This is a genomic window from Microbacterium sp. S1037 (assembly GCF_048381605.1).
Taxonomy (GTDB): domain Bacteria; phylum Actinomycetota; class Actinomycetes; order Actinomycetales; family Microbacteriaceae; genus Microbacterium; species Microbacterium testaceum_B.
The window spans coordinates 2,243,676-2,261,629 of the sequence record NZ_JBLWIG010000001.1 but is presented as its reverse complement, the minus strand read 5'-3'; the positions used below and the strand labels follow the sequence as shown (position 1 = coordinate 2,261,629).

Annotated in this window: 13 protein-coding genes; 4 read left to right on the top strand and 9 right to left on the bottom strand. The window is 70.0% G+C overall.

From position 1 onward, the window contains the following. Positions 1-25 precede the first annotated feature (25 nt). Positions 26-457, bottom strand: coding sequence for a division/cell wall cluster transcriptional repressor MraZ (mraZ, locus tag ACMW4R_RS10225; protein ID WP_058596015.1), 432 nt, complete (start codon positions 455-457; stop codon positions 26-28). Between the two features lie 525 nt (positions 458-982). Further along, positions 983-1,366 carry a DUF3040 domain-containing protein gene (locus tag ACMW4R_RS10220; protein WP_058596016.1) on the bottom strand — a complete coding sequence of 128 codons (384 nt, stop codon included), beginning with the start codon at positions 1,364-1,366 and terminating at the stop codon, positions 983-985. Positions 1,367-1,430: 64 nt separating this feature from the next. On the opposite strand from ACMW4R_RS10220, the gene ACMW4R_RS10215 reads away from it, so the two are divergent. Further along, on the top strand, positions 1,431-2,522 hold the full coding sequence (locus ACMW4R_RS10215; protein ID WP_418299830.1) for a polyprenyl synthetase family protein: 1,092 nt from the start codon (positions 1,431-1,433) through the stop codon (positions 2,520-2,522). A 63-nt stretch (positions 2,523-2,585) separates the two neighbouring features. Here ACMW4R_RS10215 and ACMW4R_RS10210 read toward each other — a convergent pair whose 3' ends face one another. After that, on the bottom strand, positions 2,586-2,930 hold the full coding sequence (locus ACMW4R_RS10210; RefSeq protein ID WP_058596018.1) for an Rv2175c family DNA-binding protein: 345 nt from the start codon (positions 2,928-2,930) through the stop codon (positions 2,586-2,588). A 159-nt stretch (positions 2,931-3,089) separates the two neighbouring features. On the opposite strand from ACMW4R_RS10210, the gene ACMW4R_RS10205 reads away from it, so the two are divergent. Continuing rightward, entirely contained in the window at positions 3,090-4,079 is a 990-nt protein-coding gene (locus ACMW4R_RS10205; RefSeq protein ID WP_418299829.1) for a LysM peptidoglycan-binding domain-containing protein, read from the top strand. A gap of 54 nt (positions 4,080-4,133) precedes the next feature. Then, positions 4,134-6,083, top strand: coding sequence for a Stk1 family PASTA domain-containing Ser/Thr kinase (gene pknB, locus ACMW4R_RS10200; RefSeq protein WP_418299828.1), 1,950 nt, complete (start codon positions 4,134-4,136; stop codon positions 6,081-6,083). Between the two features lie 191 nt (positions 6,084-6,274). Here the strand turns inward: pknB and ACMW4R_RS10195 are convergent, their stop codons facing one another. The 3 genes from ACMW4R_RS10195 to ACMW4R_RS10185 are packed head-to-tail and all read right to left on the bottom strand — an operon-like array spanning position 6,275 to position 9,273. Continuing rightward, positions 6,275-7,612 (bottom strand): class II 3-deoxy-7-phosphoheptulonate synthase, encoded by a 1,338-nt coding sequence (locus ACMW4R_RS10195; RefSeq protein ID WP_058596021.1) that lies wholly within the window; start codon positions 7,610-7,612, stop codon positions 6,275-6,277. Between the two features lie 9 nt (positions 7,613-7,621). Next, positions 7,622-8,335, bottom strand: coding sequence for a lysophospholipid acyltransferase family protein (locus tag ACMW4R_RS10190; RefSeq protein ID WP_418299827.1), 714 nt, complete (start codon positions 8,333-8,335; stop codon positions 7,622-7,624). 2 nt (positions 8,336-8,337) lie between these two features. Then, positions 8,338-9,273 (bottom strand): ROK family glucokinase, encoded by a 936-nt coding sequence (locus tag ACMW4R_RS10185; RefSeq protein ID WP_418299826.1) that lies wholly within the window; start codon positions 9,271-9,273, stop codon positions 8,338-8,340. Between the two features lie 155 nt (positions 9,274-9,428). Here ACMW4R_RS10185 and ACMW4R_RS10180 point away from each other — a divergent pair, with 155 nt between their 5' ends. After that, positions 9,429-11,255, top strand: coding sequence for an AMP-dependent synthetase/ligase (locus ACMW4R_RS10180; protein WP_058626457.1), 1,827 nt, complete (start codon positions 9,429-9,431; stop codon positions 11,253-11,255). 109 nt (positions 11,256-11,364) lie between these two features. Here the strand turns inward: ACMW4R_RS10180 and ACMW4R_RS10175 are convergent, their stop codons facing one another. Genes ACMW4R_RS10175 through ACMW4R_RS10165 form a run of 3 tightly spaced genes read right to left on the bottom strand, consistent with a single transcriptional unit; the run spans position 11,365 to position 17,928 of the window. After that, the gene (locus ACMW4R_RS10175; protein WP_058596025.1) at positions 11,365-11,856 is read right to left on the bottom strand and encodes a peptide deformylase; all 492 of its coding nucleotides are present in this window, start codon (positions 11,854-11,856) and stop codon (positions 11,365-11,367) included. After that, positions 11,853-14,474, bottom strand: a complete 2,622-nt coding sequence (locus tag ACMW4R_RS10170; protein WP_418299825.1) for a hypothetical protein — start codon at positions 14,472-14,474, stop codon at positions 11,853-11,855. The genes ACMW4R_RS10175 and ACMW4R_RS10170 overlap by 4 nt, the downstream gene beginning before the upstream one ends. Positions 14,475-14,520: 46 nt before the next feature. After that, positions 14,521-17,928: a pyruvate carboxylase gene (locus ACMW4R_RS10165; protein ID WP_363337111.1), complete on the bottom strand. Its 3,408-nt coding sequence runs from the start codon at positions 17,926-17,928 to the stop codon at positions 14,521-14,523. Between the last annotated feature and the right edge of the window lie 26 nt (positions 17,929-17,954).

The window sequence follows — 17,954 nt, the reverse complement described above, 5'->3', positions numbered from 1 at the left end:
TGCGGCTGGGAGTCACAGCCGAGGATCAGAAGAGTCCCGGGATCACCTCCTGCTCCATCTCGGCGTACGTCTCTTCGTTGCTCTCGGCGTAGGAGTTCCACGCCTCGGCGTCCCAGATCTCGGCGTGGGCGCCGACGCCCGTGACGACCAGTTCGCGACCGAGACCGGCATAGGCGCGGAGAGCCGGGGGCACGGTGATGCGGTTCTGGCTGTCGGGCTTCTCGGCGCTGGCCCCCGAGAGGAACATGCGCAGGAAGTCGCGGGCCTGCTTGTTGCTCAGCGGAGCCTCGCGGATCCGCTCGTGCACGCGCTCGAACTCCTCGGTGCTGAACACGTAGAGGCAGCGGTCCTGCCCCCGGGTGATCACCACTCCGGCGCCGAGATCGTCACGGAACTTCGCCGGCAGGATGACCCGGCCCTTGTCGTCGAGCTTGGGGGTGTGCGTACCGAGCAGCATTCGGGTGTCCACCCCCTTCGTCCGGCCTGCGAAGTTTCCCCCACTTTACTCCACTGCCCTCCACTTGGCTATCGATTCGCGCCCTCTTCTGGGCGAACTCCCCCTCGTGTACAGTCCGCTCGCAACGCGCGCAGGGCGCGTGCAACCGCGGAACGGCGCGGAAGCCGCCCGCGCGGCCGCGATTCGACGACGCGGGTGGAGGAAAAGGGAGGGATGCCGCGACAGCGGCGCGGCGCATGGAGACGGAAGCCCGTGACGCCGGCCGGGGCGATCGCGGCGCAACGTCGCCGATCACTCGCGGCAGTGACGCCGCGGGGCCGCGGGAGGCGTCGGGCCGCGCTCCTCGCGACGCATAAACGCTGTTCGCGCACAGAAACACGAGGAGATCGCGTTTATGCGAGCGAACAGCGTTTATGGGGGATGCCAGGACCGCAGCCGGCAGAACCTGCAGGGCGCACGAAACCTGCCGGGCGCACGAAAAAGCACCGGCTCCGAAGAGCCGGTGCTTATCGAGGACGAGAGGGCTTAGCGCTCCTCGTTGCGGCGGTCCCACCGATCGTTCATGCGATCCATGAAGGAGGCGCCGGATGCGCGCGGGGCGCGGGTCGCGGAGGGAGACGCTGAGGCCGCGCGGTGGGAGCCCTTCATCGGCGTGACCGCGAGGACGACCCCGCTGACCATGAGGATGAACCCGAGGACACCGATCGCGATACCGAGGAACCCCGTATTGAAACCGATCGAGACGCCCGCGACGAGAGCACCGAGGCCGGCCAGCACGAGGATGGACCCGTAGACGATGTTGCGGTAACTGAGGGCGCGTCCGGGGGCAGTGACGACATCGGCGTCGTGACTCATGAGATGGCGCTCCATCTCGTCTAGCAGACGCTGCTCCTGTTCGGAGAGTGGCATGCATCCCCCTCTGTTGCTAAGTACGGACGATTCTACGCGGGGCGTGGATCACTAGGCTAGGCCCGTGGTGACCTCCCCGGAACCGATCGAAGCTGTTTCCCAGCGACTCGACAAGTTCCTTTCTGACCAGCTATCGTACGCCTCCTCGCTGGGGCCGGAGGCGGAAACGATGAGCCGCGCCGGCGCCGCATCGCTGCGCGGCGGCAAGCGCCTGAGGGCACGGTTCTGCCTCACCGGCTGGCGCGCCGTCATCGAGTCGTCGGGGGCGCGCGACACGAGCCTCACCCCCGCGGCGGTCTCGGTCGCGGCGGCCCTCGAGATCTTCCAGGCGGCGGCGCTCGTCCACGACGACATCATCGACAACTCCGACACGCGGCGCGGACAGCCCGCCGCGCACCGCGCGCTCGAAGCCGCGCATGCGGCGGCGGGATGGACCGGCGACGCCGCGATGTTCGGACGCTCGGGAGCGGTGCTGCTCGGCGACCTGCTGGTGGCGTGGAGCGACGACCTGCTCGAGGAGGCCCTCGCCGATCAGCCCACGGCGGCGGCGACGCGACGGTTCTACGCGGACATGCGCCGCGACGTCACGATCGGTCAGTTCCTCGACGTCGCGGAGGAGTCGGCGTACGCCGTGTATCCCGACGAGGAGCACGCCGAACGCGCGCTGCGCGTGGCGTCCTACAAGTCGGCGCGGTACAGCATCCAGAAGCCGCTCGAGATCGGCGCCGCCTTCGCCGGCGCGGACGACGAGCAGCTCGATGCGCTCGGACGCTTCGGGCACGACGTCGGGATGGCTTTCCAGCTGCGCGACGACGTGCTCGGGGTCTTCGGTGACACGGCCGTGACGGGCAAGCCCGTCGGGGACGACCTCCGAGAGGGGAAGCGGACTGTGCTCGTCGCTTTCGCCCGCGAGGTACTGCCCGCGCCGGCCCGGCGCACCGTCGACGAGCTTCTCGGCGATGCCGAGCTGGATGCGGCGCAGATCAGCGCCCTGCAGAACACGATCGTCGACACGGGCGCGCTCGCCCGCACCGAGGAACTGATCGCCGACTACTCACGGCGCGCAGACCGGGCCCTGGCCGGCGCCCGGCTCGGCGACGCCGCGGTCGGCGAGCTGCGCGACCTCGCCCGCGCCGCCACGCAGCGCTCGTCCTGACCCGCCGCCGATCGACGATGGGTGGAAGCCCGGCGGCGGGCGGAAGCCCGGGGGCGGGCGGAATCAGGCGAGGGTCGCTGCGACCCGTCGCACCTCGCTCTTACGCCCCGCCAGGAGCGCTTCGATCGGGGCGACGCCGATGGTGTCTTCGGGCGTGAGCAGCCAGTCGATGGTCTCGTCCTCGTCGAAACCGGCATCGTGCAGGACGATGATCGTCCCCCGCAGCGCCGGCAGGGGACGGCCGTCGACGACGAAGACCGAGGGGATGCGCAGCACGCCGTCGCGACGCGAACCGACGAGGTAGTGCTCGTCGAGCAGACGACGGACGCGTCCGTGCGACTCGCCCAGCACCTCGACGAGATCGGGGATGGTCAGCCACGCGGTTTCGTAACGGGGTGTATCGCTCACGGCCCCATCCTCTCATCGGCGACGGCACGGCGACCATCCGTCATCCCCTCCGTCATCCGGCACCGTCTTCGTCACATCCGTCACACCGACCTCACGCGTTGACATCCTTCCCAGGCCGTGCGAGCGTTTTGGGCAGTCGGAAGAACGGAATCCCCCACCATGCGACGACTCCCCTCCCCCACGCTGCCCGCGCGCGCCACCGTGATCTGGCCCGCAGCGGTCGTCGGCACGATTGCCCTCGCCCTCACCGGCGAGGGCACAGCCCACGCGGCACCGCCGGCGCCTCTCGCGGCGCTCCCCCCGGCTCCCGCACCCCTCGGACAGATCCCGGTGCTCGCCGTGGCCACGAGCACGCCCGCGACGCACACCGTCGAACCCGGAGACACCGTCTGGGACATCGCGCAGCGGTACGGCCTCGACGTCGCGGCCCTCCAAGCGGCCAACGGTCTCGCCGCCGACAGCGTCATCCGCCCCGGCCAGGTGCTCGCGCTCGGCGTCGCCGTATCTCCACCCGCCGCACCCCCACCCGCCGCTCCCGCGCCTGAGCCCGTCCAGGTCACGTACGAAGTGACCGCCGGCGACACCGTCTCGGCGATCGCGTCCGCGCACGGAGTCTCGACCGATGCCGTCCTGTCCGCCAACGGGCTCACGCGCGACTCGATCATCTTCCCCGGAGAAGTGCTGCAAATCCCCTCCGCGACCGCACCCGGTCCGGCATCCGTGGGTCCGGTGCTCGCGCCCGGTCTCGATGCGGAACAGTCCGAGAATGCCCGGCTCATCATCCGCATCGGGCGCGAGCTCGGCGTGTCCGACCGTGGCATCCTGATCGCCCTCGGCACAGCGATGCAGGAGTCGTGGCTGCGAAACCTCGACTGGGGCGATCGCGATTCCCTCGGGCTGTTCCAGCAGCGCCCGAGCACGGGCTGGGGCACGCCCGAGCAGATCCTCGATCGGGAGAGATCCATCCGCGTTTTCTACGGCGGACCGGCAGACCCGAACGGCTCCGACACGCGCGGGCTCCTCGACATCACCGGGTGGGAGGATCTGCCGTACGCCGACGCCGCGCAGGCGGTGCAGATCTCGGCCTACCCCGACCGATACGCCCAGTGGGAGCAGCCCGCGACCACGTGGCTCGCCGTTCTGGGCTGAGGTAGGGGTGAGCCGCTCCCCGGGCTCCCAGGGGGCGCTCCGTAGACTCGACACGTGAGCACGAGTCAGCAGGCCGACCCGCTGATCGGCCGTCTCGTCGACGGCCGGTACCGGGTTCGCGCGCGCATTGCGCGCGGCGGTATGGCGACCGTGTACGTGGCGACCGACCTCCGGCTCGAACGCCGCGTGGCGCTGAAGGTCATGCACGGGCACCTCAGCGACGACACCGTCTTCCAGAGCCGGTTCATCCAGGAGGCCCGCTCTGCCGCGAGACTCAGCGACCCGCACGTGGTGAACGTGTTCGACCAGGGGCAGGACGGCGAGATGGCCTACCTGGTCATGGAGTACCTGCCCGGCATCACTTTGCGCGAGCTCCTGCGCGAGCACAAACGCCTGACGGTCGATCAGACCCTGACGATCATGGATGCCATCCTGTCGGGCCTCGCGGCCGCGCACCGCGCCGGCATCGTCCACCGCGACGTCAAACCCGAGAACGTGCTCCTGGCCGAGGACGGGCGCATCAAGATCGGCGACTTCGGCCTCGCCCGTGCGACCACCGCCAACACCGCCAGCGGCGCGCAGCTGATGGGGACGATCGCGTACCTCGCGCCCGAGCTGGTGACGCGCGGCACCGCCGACGCCCGCAGCGACATCTACTCGCTCGGCATCATGCTGTACGAGATGCTCGCCGGCGAGCAGCCCTATAAGGGCGAGCAGCCGATGCAGATCGCCTACCAGCACGCGACCGACTCGGTCCCGCGTCCGAGCGCGAAGAACCCCGCCGTCCCCGAGCAGCTCGACGAGCTCGTGCTCTGGTCGACCGAACGCGAGCCCGACGATCGTCCCGTCGACGCGGGCGTGATGCTCCAACGCCTGCGGGAGGTCGAGAAAGAACTCGGCCTCGCCCCCCAGGTGGCGCGCGCCGTTTCGGTGGGAACGGTCGGCCCGGCCACGGCGGCCGAGTCGCGCGAGCTGACGAAGGTGCTCCCCCAGACCGCCACGATCCCCGACGCGCCGACCGAAGACGCCGACAACGCGACCCGGTTGCGCGCGAAGACGCGCCGGCGGACCGCTCGGGGCATCTGGTTGCTGCTGCTCGTCCTCGTTCTCGCGGGCGGGTCCGCGACCGCCGGGTGGTACTTCGGCTCGGGGCCCGGCTCACTCGTCGAGGTGCCCGACGTCTCTCAACGGAGCTATGCGGATGCCGAGGCCCTCCTCGCGCAGAACCAGTTGCTCGCGCAGTCCCAGGACGTCAACGACCGGGAGATCCCGGCGGGGACGACGGTCGGCTCCGACCCGACGGCGGGGTCGCGCCTCGACAAGGACACGGTCGTCACGGTCTTCGTCTCGGCCGGACCCGCCACCCACCAGATCCCCGAGCTGCAGGGCAAGAGCCTCGACGAGGTCCAGGGGATCCTGGAGAGCGTCTACGTGGATGTGACGAGCGTCGCGCAAGAGTTCACCGACGCGGGACCAGACACCGTGCTGTCGGCATCCATCACTCCCCGCTCCGGCGGCGACGCGATCGACTGCACCGGGGGCTGCACGATCTACGAGGGCGACGCCGCGTCGCTGACGACATCGCTCGGGCCGGTCCCGGACGTCGCGGGCCTCAAGACCGCCGACGCCGAGAGCAAGCTCCAGTCGGTCGGCCTGAAGACCACGACGAGCGAGGAGTACAGCAACTCCGTCGCCTCGGGCACCGTGATCGCGATCGGCGATCGCGACGGAGGCGGCAACTGGCGCCCCGGCGACACCGTCACGCTCCGCGTCTCGATCGGGCCGAAGCCCGTCATGATCCCCGAGAACATCGTCGGTATGACGATCCGCGAGGCAGTGTCGACGCTCGAGAACCTCGGCTTCGAGGTGAATGCGGGCATCGACGACGGCACGCTCCCGCTGGGGTTCAAGTACTGGGACATCTACAAGGTGCGCTCGAGCAACCCCAAGGCGGGCACGACCGCGCCGCAGGGCAGCACGGTGACGTTGACGCCGACCCTGTAGGACGGCTTCACGGGTCGGGGCATGGCTTCGACGAGCTCAGCCACCGCGCGCCGCGCGGGTGTCCGGAGTCCCGGAGACCGCTGACGGTCCCTGAGCCCGTCGCAGGTCCCCGAGCCTGTCGAAAGGACCCGCCCGCGAACCACGACGCCCCCGACCGCAACGGATCGGGGGCGTCGGACGGGCGAACGGCCTCAGCGCTTCTCGAGCTCCTCGGCCACGAGGAACGCGAGCTCGAGGCTCTGACGGTGGTTCAGACGGGGGTCGCACAGGCTCTCGTAGCGCGTCGCGAGGGTGGCCTCGTCGATCTGCTCCGACCCGCCCAGGCACTCGGTGACGTCGTCGCCGGTGAGCTCGACGTGGATGCCGCCGGGGTGGGTTCCCACGGCGCGGTGGGCCTCGAAGAAGCCGCGCACCTCGTCGACGACGTCGTCGAAGCGACGCGTCTTGTACCCGGTGGGCGTCGTGATGCCGTTGCCGTGCATCGGGTCGGTGACCCAGAGCGGCGTGGCGCCCGAGTCGCGGACGGCCTCGAGCAGTGGGGGCAGCGCGTCGCGGATCTTGCCGGCGCCCATGCGCGTGATGAACGTCAGGCGACCGGGCTCGCGCTCGGGGTCGAGCTTGTCGATCAGCGCGAGCGCCGTCTCGGCAGTCGTGGTGGGTCCGAGCTTCACGCCGATGGGGTTGCGGATTTTCGAGAAGTAGTCGACGTGCGCGCCGTCGAGCTCGCGGGTGCGCTCACCGATCCACTGGAAGTGCGACGAGGTGTTGTAGGGCAGGCCGGTGCGCGAGTCGATGCGGGTCATGGGGCGCTCGTAGTCCATGAGCAGACCCTCGTGGCCGGTGTAGAACTCGACGCGCGTCAGCTCGTCGAAGTCGGCGCCGGCCGCCTCCATGAACTTGATCGCCCGGTCGATCTCGGTCGCCATGCTCTCGTACGCCTGATTGGCGGGGGTCGAGGCGAAGCCCTTGTTCCAGCTGTGCACCTCGCGCAGGTCGGCGAAGCCACCCTGCGTGAAGGCGCGGATGAGGTTCAGCGTCGACGCGGCCGTGTGGTAGCCCTTGAGGAGGCGGGCGGGATCGGCCTTGCGCGACTCCTCGGTGAAGTCGTACCCGTTGACGATGTCGCCGCGGTAGGCGGGGAGCGTGACTCCCCCGCGGGTCTCGACGTCGCTCGAACGGGGCTTCGCGAACTGGCCCGCCATGCGACCCATCTTCACCACGGGCATCGACGCGCCATAGGTCAACACGACGGCCATCTGGAGAACCGTCTTGATGCGGTTGCGGATCTGCTCGGCGGTCGCGCCGGCGAACGTCTCGGCGCAGTCACCGCCCTGCAGAAGGAAGGCCTGACCGGCGGCGGCACGAGCGAGACGATCGCGCAGGATGTCGACCTCGCCGGCGAAGACCAGCGGCGGGAGGGTCGCCAATTCTGCGGATGCCGCGGCCACCGCGCCCTCGTCATACCACTGCGGCTGCTGCTTGATGGGCAAGGTCCGCCAGTGGTCGAGGTCGTGGAGCTGCTGATTCACCCCTGAAGTCTAGTGGCGCGACGCGGGCGCCTCCGCCGCCCGGGCAGTGGCCAGACGGTCCTTCACCGTCGAGGCGTAGACGTCCTCGTAACGCTGCTCGCCGAGGCGCTGAAGGGCCACCATGATCTCGTCGGTGACGGACCGCAGGATGTAGCGGTCACCCTCCATGCCGTCGAATCGAGAGAAGTCGAGGGGCTCTCCGATGATGATGCCCACGCGTCCCACGCGCGGCAGTCGCTGGCCGATCGGCATGACCGCACCGGTGTCGACCATGACCACCGGGATGACCGGGACCCGCGCTTCGAGCGCCATGCGCGCGATACCCGTGCGGCCGCGGTAAAGCGTGCCGTCGGGGCTGCGCGTCCCCTCGGGATAGATGCCCAGGAGCTCCCCGCGACCGAGGACCCCGAGGCCCGTGTTCAGCGACGCCTCGGATGCTTTGCCCCCGGAACGATCGATCGGCAGTTGGCCGGTGGCCGTGAAGAACAGGCGCGTGGCCCAGCCCTTCAGCCCCTTGCCCGTGAAGTAGTCGCTCTTGGCCAGGAACGCCATCCGCCGGTCGATCATCAGGGGCAGGAAGATCGAGTCGGAGAACGACAGGTGGTTGCTCGCCAGGATCGCCGCGCCCTCGCGCGGGATGTTCCGCCGACCCACGAGCCACGGACGGAACACGGCCTTGATGACCGGTCCGATCACGACGTACTTCATGAGCCAGTAGAACATCGTCAGCGCTCCTTGCCCGCCAGGTCTGCGACGCCGATGAGGCCGGCGTCATTGCCCAGTCGCGCGATCGTGAACTCGGCCACCGGACGTTCACCGTACCCCGGGAGCGAGGTCTCGTACGCGAGCTTCACGGGTGCGAGAAGATCTTCCCCGAGCTGCGCCACGCCGCCGCCGATCACGAACAGTTCCGGATCGAGCACGGCCTGGAATCCTCCGCAGGCCTCGCCGAGCGCGGTGGCGACGCGGCGCAGGGCTTCGAGCGCCCCGGGGTCGCCCGCGAGCACCAACCGCGAGATGGCGGTACCGGGGATCGCCCCCTTCTCGTCGCGTACGGCGGCCAGGGCAGCGCCGACACCGCCCTCGTCGGCGATGGCGTTCGCTTCGCGCTGCAGGGCGCGGCCGGACGCGTACTGCTCGAGGCATCCGTTCTGTCCGCATCCGCACGGGTGACCGCCGCGCATGAAGCGCATGTGACCGAGCTCGGCACCGATGCCGTGACCGCCGCGGAACAGTTCGCCGTCGGTGACGACAGCGCCGCCGACGCCGGTGCCCATGGTCAGCATGACCATGTCGCGGACGCCGCGACCGGCCCCGAAGCGATACTCGCCCCAGCCGGCCGCGTTGGCGTCGTTCTCGATGGTGACGGGCGCGTGCAGGCGATCCTCGAGGCGGGCGCGCAGCGGTTCGTTGCGCCAGTCGATGTTCGGGGCGTAGATGACGGTGCTGCGGTCCGAGCTGATGAAACCGGCAGCCGCGACGCCGATCGCGTGGATCTCGTGGGTCCGGCGCAGGTGATCGGCCATGTCGACGACGGCATCCACCAACGCGGCGGGATCGATGGGGGTGTCCACGCGGAGCTTCTCGACGATCGTGCCGTCTTCTGCGACGACGCCGCCCGCGATCTTCGTGCCTCCGATGTCGATGCCGACGTTCTGCACCGTGCTCCCCTCCGGCCTGCCACCCGGCGCGGCCCGGAGAAGTCTAGCCACCCCGGGGGACGCCTGCCGGACGGGGCGTCCGCCACGGAGCGGTGATGTCGTCCGGATAGACTCGATGCACCGATCGACATTTTTCCGGTACCGAAGGAGTTGCCGTGATCCAGTTCGACCTTCCCCCCGTCGTCGAAGCAGACCCCGATGCCAACGCGTCCGACCTGCTGGCCGACCGTGTCCGGGCGACCCCCGACCGGCCGCTGTTCGCCGTCCCCGATGCACAGGGGTGGCGCGACATCACCGCCTCCGAATTCGAGCGGCAGGTGATCGCGCTGGCCAAGGGGTTCGTCGCGGCGGGAATCCAGCCCGGCGAGAAGGTGGCGTTCATCGCGCGCACCACATATGACTGGACACTCGTCGACTTCGCGCTGTTCTACGCCGGAGCGATCATGGTGCCGGTCTACGAGACGAGCTCGCCGTCGCAGATCTCGTGGATCGTCTCGGACTCGGGAGCGATCGCCGTCGTCGTGGAGTCGTCCGAGCACGCCGCGCGGCTCGACGAGGTGCGCAGCGATCTCCCCCTGGTCCGCGAGGTCTGGGAGATGCACACGGGAGCCCTCGACGCCCTGGTGGCGAACGGCACCCACATCACCGATGAAGAGATCGAGCGGCGCCGCCACCTCGCCAAGGCTTCCGATGTGGCGACCCTGATCTACACCTCGGGATCGACCGGCCGGCCCAAGGGCTGCGTCCTCGTGCACAGCAACTTCGTCGAGCTCGCTCGCAACTCGGCGAAGGCCCTGCACGAAGTCGTCGAGACGCCCGGCGCCTCGACCCTGCTGTTCATCACGACGGCGCACGTGTTCGCCCGCTTCATCTCGCTGCTGAACGTGCACGCGGGGGTCAAGACCGGGCATCAGCCCGACACCAAGCAATTGCTCCCCGCGCTCGGGTCGTTCAAGCCGACGTTCCTTCTGGCCGTGCCCCGCGTGTTCGAGAAGGTCTACAACTCCGCCGAGCAGAAGGCCGAGGCCGGCGGCAAGGGCAAGATCTTCCGAGCCGCCGCCGACGCGGCGATCGAGCACTCGCAGCGTCTACAGGACGGCAAGCCCATCCCGCTGCTGCTGAAGATCAAGTTCGCCCTGTTCGACAAGCTCGTCTATTCGAAGCTCCGGGATGCCATGGGCGGACGCGTCGTGTACGCCGTCTCGGGGTCCGCTCCCCTGGGTCCGCGCCTCGGCCACTTCTTCCGCAGCCTCGGCGTGGTGATCCTCGAGGGCTACGGCCTCACCGAGACGACGGCGCCGGCGACCGTCAACCTCGCCACCAAGTCGAAGATCGGCACCGTCGGGCCCGTCCTCCCTGGTGTCGGCATCCGTCTCGCCGACGACGGCGAGATCCAGGTGCGCGGGGTGAACGTGTTCCGCGAGTACTGGCAGAACCCCGAAGCCACGGCCGAGGCGTTCGACGGCGAATGGTTCAAGACGGGCGACATCGGCGCGTTCGACAGTGACGGCTTCCTCGCCATCACCGGGCGAAAGAAAGAGATCATCGTCACCGCCGGGGGCAAGAACGTCGCCCCCGCGGCCCTCGAGGACCCCATCCGCGCCAACCCGATCGTGGGTCAGGTCGTGGTCGTCGGCGACCACAAGCCGTTCATCTCGGCCCTCGTGACGCTCGACCCCGAGATGCTGCCCACGTGGCTCGCGAACAACGGGCTGCCCGCCGACATGTCGCTCGCGGACGCGGCGACCAACGAGAAGGTGCGCGCCGAGGTGCAGGGCGCGATCGACCGTGCGAACACGCGCGTCTCGCGCGCGGAGTCGATCCGCAAGTTCACGATCCTGCCCACCGAGTGGACCGAGGCCAGCGGGCATCTCACGCCGAAGATGAGCATAAAGCGCAATGTCATCGTGAAGGACTACGCCGACGCCATCGAAGACATCTACGCGGTGCCGATCAACACCACCAACGTCTCGCTGCCCTGACGCGAACGCGAAGCGGCCCGGCTCCTCACGAGGAACCGGGCCGTTTCCGTGTCATCCGCCGGGAGTAGACGCGTTTCGACGCGCATCCGGCTCCCGTGATGGGCGCGCGTCAGAACCAGTCGCTCTCGCGGATCTGGCGCATGGCCTCACGCCGCGTCTCGGCCGGGAGACGCGAGAGGTACAGCATGCCGTCGAGGTGGTCGGTCTCGTGCTGGAGCGCCTGCGCGAGCAAGCCCTCGCCCTCGAGCACGACCTCGTTGCCGTCGAGATCGATGCCGACGACCTTCGCCCACGGGTAGCGCGTCGCCTCGTGCCAGAGCCCAGGGACGGAGAGGCACCCCTCCCCCACGAGCTGCGGCTCGCCGCGGGTCTCGACAAGCACGGGATTCAGCACGTAACCGATGTCGCCGTCGATGTTGTAGCTGAACGCGCGCAGCCCCACACCGATCTGCGGGGCGGCGACTCCGGCACGCCCGGGAGGCTCGACGGTGTCGAGGAGGTCGCGGACGAGCGCATGGATGCCGTCGTCGATCGTCTCGATCGTCGCACTGGGCGCGCGCAGGACCGGGTCGCCGAACAGGCGGATGGGCCGAACGGTCATGCTGCCGCCACCGGGGCGCGCAGGCCCTCCACGACGGCCGCGGCCAGTTCGCGGGCCGCCAGACGGGTCTCGGGCTGAAGATCGCGGAACGAGATGGCACTGCCGGCCGCGATCCGGGGGTCGTACGGCATCCGGATCACCGTCTGCACGCGCGTGCGGAAGTGCGCTTCGAGCTCGCTCTCGCGCACGAGTGGCGTGCCGGGTCGCGCGGAGTTCAGGACGACGATGGCCGAGCGCACACGGTCCGCGTAGCCGTTGGTCTCGAGCCACGTCAGGGTCTCGGACGCCAGCCGCGCCTCGTCGACCGAGAGTCCCGCCACGACCACGAGGGAGTCCGCGCGCTCGAGCGTCGCCTCCATCACCGAGTGGACGATGCCCGTGCCGGTGTCGGTCAGCACGATCGAGTAGTAGTGCGCGGCGACGTCGGCGACCTGACGGTAGTCGTCGTCGCTGAAGGCCTCGGACACACGGGGATCGGAATCGGATGCCAGGACGTCGAGGCGCGTGGCATCCCGCGCCACGATAGACGACACGTCGTGGTAGCCGTCGACCTCGTCGTGCGCGCGCACGAGATCGCGCACCGTGCGGCCGTTCGGCCGGCCCACGCGATCCGCGAGCGTTCCACGATCGGGGTTCGCATCGACGGCGATGACGCGGTCGTCGCGTGCATCGGCGAGGGCCATCCCCAGGAGCGAGGTGACCGTGGTCTTGCCCACGCCGCCCTTGCGGGAGAGGACCGGCACGAAACGGGCACCTCCGGCGAGGGGCGCGGCGATGCGACGGTCGAGCTCTTTGCGCTGGCGGGCGCGGCGGCCGTCACCGAGGTTGATGCGGTGGCCGGACATCGAGTACACGAGTTGCTGCCACAGCCCTTCGGGCTCGGGCCGGGCGACCTGGCGCGGGTCGAGCAGACGGTCGGCGGTGAGCAGATCGGGGCTCTCGCGCGCGTCGTCGATGGAGCTCAGCCGCTTCGACGCGAGCGTCAGGTCGGAGCCCGGGGTCCGGACGCGCTCGGCCGCGTGCGCGCGATCGACGCGGGCTGCTTCGCCCGCCTGGTGGATCTCACGGCGCGTCAGGGGCACGGTGCCGATCGCTCCCGTCGCGGCGCGCTCCGCACGGGTGCGGGGAACGGAGCCGGTCGTGGTCGGGACCGCGCCGGTCGTCGGGATCGCGCCGGTGGCCGGAGCCGCGGCGGGCGTGGTCTCCGCGCTCGGGGCAGCAACGGAAGCCTGCTCGGCGTCGAGATCGTCGGGCTCCGGGGAGCCGGCCGCGACCGCTTGCGCCGCATCGGCCTTCGGGGCCGCGTTCGTCTCGGTGGGGCTCGCGTCGGACTCGCTCACGTCGACCTCATTCCGTTCGGGCTCATCCGTGGCGGGCGCATCCGTGGCGGGTTCGTCGGTCTCGGACTCGGCGTTCTCGAACTCGGCGTTCTCGAACTCGCCGGTCTCGGAATCGCCGTTCCCGAACTCATCTCCCGCGGGCTCGACATCGACGACCTCCGCGTCGGCGTGCTCGCGCGCACCCTGCTCCGGCTCGACCTGATCGAGATCCGAGTGCTCGGGTTCGAGGTGCTCGCGCTCGGGCTCGAGGTGCTCGGGCTCGAGGTGCTCGGGCTCAAGGTGCTCGGGCTCGAGGTGCTCGGGCTCGAGGTCGTCCTCGTCCTCGGCGTGGGAGCCATCAGCCTGAGCGGCCTCGATGGACTCCGCCTCCGCGAGCTCCACCCCCGCCGGCTCGCGCTCCGCGGGCACGGAGTCAGCGGTCTCCGCGTGACCTGTCTCCGTGCTGCCGGAGTTCTCCGCCTCCGGAGCCTCCGACTCGGCCAGCTCCTGCTCCGCGAGCTCCCGAGCGACGAACTCCTCCTCGGGGGCGTCCTCGGCGTCGAGATCGTCGGCGACTTCTTCGACGGTGGCATCCTCGACGGCGAGGTCAGCGACGGACAGGTCGTCCGAGGCGAGGTCTTCGGCGGCGGCGCCCTCCGGGGCGAACTCCCCCTCGGGCTGAGATCCCGCGTCCTCCGTCTCGAACACGTCGGTCGACAGCACGAGCTGCTGCGGGTCGGGCGGCGGATCGAACTCGTCGGTCGACAGGATCACCTGCGGTTCGACGCGCTCAGCGTCGAACGCCGGAACGAACACCTCGTCGTGCGGGGCGGACGCGACGGACTCGCCGGGCTCGTCCGTCGGCACCTCCCCGACGATCTCGGCATCGTGCACCTCGAGGTCGCCCTCGTTCTCGGCATCCACCTCGTCGTGGGGTTCGAGGATGATGTCGCCGGTCGGGAGGTGCTCCACGTGCGGGTCGTCGTGCGCGGACGACGGCGGGTCGACCTGCGGCTCGGGAACGTGGGTGAGAGCGGGCGCCTCGGCCCCGCTGTCGAGAGTGAACGGGGAGCCGATGTTCTCGAACATCCGGATCTCGGCTTCGTCGACCGGCACCTCGTCTTCGACCACGTCGTCGTCGATGTCGTCATCGTGGGAGGTCACGGGCAGGTCGACACTGACCTGCGCGATGTGTCCTCCGAGGATGGTGATGCTGGCTGTGTCGAGATTCCCGCTCTCGTCGAGCACGCCGTGCTCGGCGTTCTCGTCGGGGTTCGCGTCGGTGCGGTCGGGGGTCACTGCAGTCTCCAAACGGGAAGAGGGCGCGAAAGCGCCCCCTCCCAGGTTACTGCGCGGGGCGGATTACCAGCAAAAGGTCTCCCGCTTCCACCTGCTGTGTGCTAGCGATCGCAACCCGCTCGACGACCCCGTCGACGGGTGACGTGATCGCCGCCTCCATCTTCATCGCCTCGATGGATGCCACGGCCTGACCGGCCGCGACCCGGTCGCCCGGGGCCGCTTTGAGCGTCACGACGCCCGAGAACGGGGCGGCGACCTGACCGGGCTTGGAGGTGTCGGCCTTCTCGGCCTGGCGGGCCTCGACGTCGATCGATCGGTCGCGGACGAACACGGGGCGGAGCTGTCCGTTCAGGGTGGTCATGACGGTGCGCATGCCCTTGTCGTCGGCCTCACCCACCGCCTCGAGCCCCACGAACAGCTGGACGCCGCGTTCGATCTCGACCGTGTGCTCGCCGCCCGCGCGCAGCCCGTAGAGGTAGTCGGCGGTGTCGAGCACGCTGAGGTCGCCGTAGGCGTCGCGGGTTTCCTCGAACGTCCGGGTGGGCCCCGGGAACAGGAGCCGGTTCAGTCGTGCACGCCGGTCCGCGGACTCCCCCGCCAGGGCCGTCGCGTCGTCATCGGTGAGCGGGGTCACCCCGATCTTCGCGTCTCGCCCGGCGAGCACCTTCGAGCGGAACGGCTCGGGCCAGCCACCGGGAAGATCGCCCAACTCCCCCGCCATGAAGGACACGACCGAGTCGGGCACGTCGTACTTCTGCGGGTTCTGCTCGAAGTCCGCCGGGTCGGCCTTGACCGCCGCGAGATGCAGGGCGAGGTCGCCCACCACCTTCGACGACGGGGTGACTTTGGGCACGCGGCCGAGGATGCGGTCGGCGGCCGCGTACATGTCCTCGATGAGTTCGAAGTCGTCGGCCAAGCCGAGGGCGATCGCCTGCTGCCGCAGATTCGACAGCTGCCCGCCCGGGATCTCGTGACGGTACACGCGACCGGTGGGCCCCGCGAGGCCCGACTCGAACGGACGGTACAGGTGGCGGACGGCCTCCCAGTACGGCTCGAGGTCGCTGACCGCGGACAGGTCGAGACCGGTGTCCCGCTCGGTGTGGGCGAGGGCTGCGACGAGGGCGGACAGCGACGGTTGGCTCGTGGTGCCCGCCATGGGCGCGGCGGCCGCGTCGACGGCATCCGCGCCCGCCGCCGAGGCGGCCAGCAGGGTCGCGAGCTGTCCTCCGGCGGTGTCGTGCGTGTGCACGTGGACCGGCAGGTCGAAGCGCTCGCGCAACGCCGACACGAGCTTCGCGGCCGCAGCCGGGCGGAGCAGGCCCGCCATGTCCTTGATCGCGAGGATGTGGGCTCCCGCATCGACGATCTGCTCGGCCAGACCCAGGTAGTAGTCGAGCGTGTACAGCTTCTCGGCCGGGTCGAGCAGGTCACCGGTGTAGCAGACCGCCACCTCGGCGACCGCGGTGCCGGTGTTCAGCACCGCGTCGATCGCGGGACGCATCTGCGAGACGTCGTTCAGGGCGTCGAAGATCCGGAAGATGTCGACTCCGGATGCCGCAGCCTCGGCGACGAAGGCATCCGTCACCTCCGTCGGGTACGGGGTGTAGCCGACCGTGTTGCGCCCGCGGAGGAGCATCTGGATCGCGACGTTCGGCAGCGCTTCGCGCAGCGCGTCGAGCCGCTCCCACGGGTCTTCGCCCAGGAAGCGGAGGGCGACGTCGTAGGTCGCGCCTCCCCACGCCTCGACCGAGAGCAGACCCGGGGTCATGCGGGCGACGTACGGCGCCACGCGGACGAGATCGCGGGTGCGGACGCGGGTCGCGAGCAGCGACTGGTGGGCGTCGCGGAACGTGGTCTCGGTGACGGCGAGGGCAGTCTGCTCGCGCAGGGCCTTCGCGAAGCCCGCGGGACCGAGTTCCTGCAGGCGCTGGCGCGATCCCGCGGGGGCCGGGGCCACGAGGTCGACCGCGGGGAGCTTGGCTCCCGGGTCGACGGAGAGCGGGTTCTCGCCGTTCGGGCGGTTGACGGTCGTGTCGACGAGCCACGACAGGATCTTGGTCCCGCGGTCCTTCGACTCGCGCCCACGCAGCAGCTCGGGACGCTCGTCGATGAACGAGGTGCTGAGGTCGCCGGCGACGAAGGCCGGATCGTCGAGGACGGCCTGGAGGAAGGGGATGTTGGTCGAGACGCCGCGGATCCGGAACTCCGCCAGCGCGCGGCGGGCGCGGGCGACCGCCGCGGGGAAGTCGCGGCCACGGCACGACAGCTTCGACAGCATCGAGTCGAAGTGGGGGCTCACCTGCGAACCCGCCGCCGTGGTGCCACCGTCGAGGCGGATGCCGGCACCGCCCGGTGAGCGGTACGTGGTGATCTTGCCCGTGTCGGGGCGGAAGCCCTGCGTCGGGTCCTCGGTCGTGATGCGGCACTGGAGGGCGGCGCCACGCAGGTGGATGTCGCCCTGCTCGAGGTGCAGGTCGGCGAGCGTCGCCCCCGCGGCGATGCGCATCTGCGACTGCACGAGGTCGACGTCGGTGACCTCCTCGGTGACCGTGTGCTCGACCTGGATGCGGGGGTTCATCTCGATGAAGACGACCTCTCCCGCTCGGGGTCCCGCGGTCTCGAGGAGGAACTCGACCGTTCCCGCGTTCTGGTAGCCGATCGACCGCGCGAAGGCGACCGCGTAGCGGTGCAGATCCTGACGGACCGCGTCGTCGAGGTTCGGAGCCGGCGCGATCTCGATGACCTTCTGGTGGCGCCGCTGCACCGAGCAGTCGCGCTCGAACAGGTGGACCGTCTCGCCCGTGGCATCCGCGAGGATCTGCACCTCGACGTGACGCGGGCGCTGCACGGCCTGCTCGAGGAACATCCGCGGGTCGCCGAACGCGCTCTGCGCCTCGCGCATCGCCTCGGCGAGGGCCGGGGCGAGTTCGCCGAGCGTCTCGACGCGACGCATGCCGCGACCTCCCCCACCGGCGACGGCCTTCGCGAAGAGCGGGAAGCCGATCTCGTCGGCCTGCGCCAGCAGCGCGTCGATGTCGTCGGAGGCCGGCGTCGACCGGAGCACCGGCACGCCCGCGGCGATCGCGTGCTCCTTCGCGGTGACCTTGTTGCCCGCCATCGAGAGCACCTCCGCCGGCGGGCCGATGAACGTGATGCCGTGCGCGGCCGCCTTCTCGGCGAGCTCCGGGTTCTCGGACAGGAAGCCGTAGCCGGGGTAGATGGCATCCGCTCCGCACTCCCGAGCGACCCGGATGATCTCGTCGACGTCGAGGTACGCGCGGACGGGGTGACCCCGCTCGCCAATCTGGTACGCCTCGTCGGCCTTCAGCCGGTGCAGCGAGGCGCGATCCTCGTACGGATAGACCGCGACCGTGCGCGCACCGACCTCGTAGGCGGCACGGAACGCGCGGATCGCGATCTCCCCGCGATTGGCGACCAGGATCTTCGAGAACATGCGCACCTCACGTCAAGCTGGGAGAG

Bases quoted from the DNA above. Each gene is read 5' to 3' on its own strand.
- ACMW4R_RS10205 (WP_418299829.1), top strand. From the start codon at position 3,090: ATGCGACGACTCCCCTCCCCCACGCTGCCCGCGCGCGCCACCGTGATC.
- ACMW4R_RS10190 (WP_418299827.1), bottom strand. From the start codon at position 8,335: ATGTTCTACTGGCTCATGAAGTACGTCGTGATCGGACCGGTCATCAAG.
- ACMW4R_RS10165 (WP_363337111.1), bottom strand. From the start codon at position 17,928: ATGTTCTCGAAGATCCTGGTCGCCAATCGCGGGGAGATCGCGATCCGC.
- mraZ (WP_058596015.1), bottom strand. From the start codon at position 457: ATGCTGCTCGGTACGCACACCCCCAAGCTCGACGACAAGGGCCGGGTC.
- ACMW4R_RS10220 (WP_058596016.1), bottom strand. From the start codon at position 1,366: ATGCCACTCTCCGAACAGGAGCAGCGTCTGCTAGACGAGATGGAGCGC.
- ACMW4R_RS10175 (WP_058596025.1), bottom strand. From the start codon at position 11,856: ATGACCGTTCGGCCCATCCGCCTGTTCGGCGACCCGGTCCTGCGCGCG.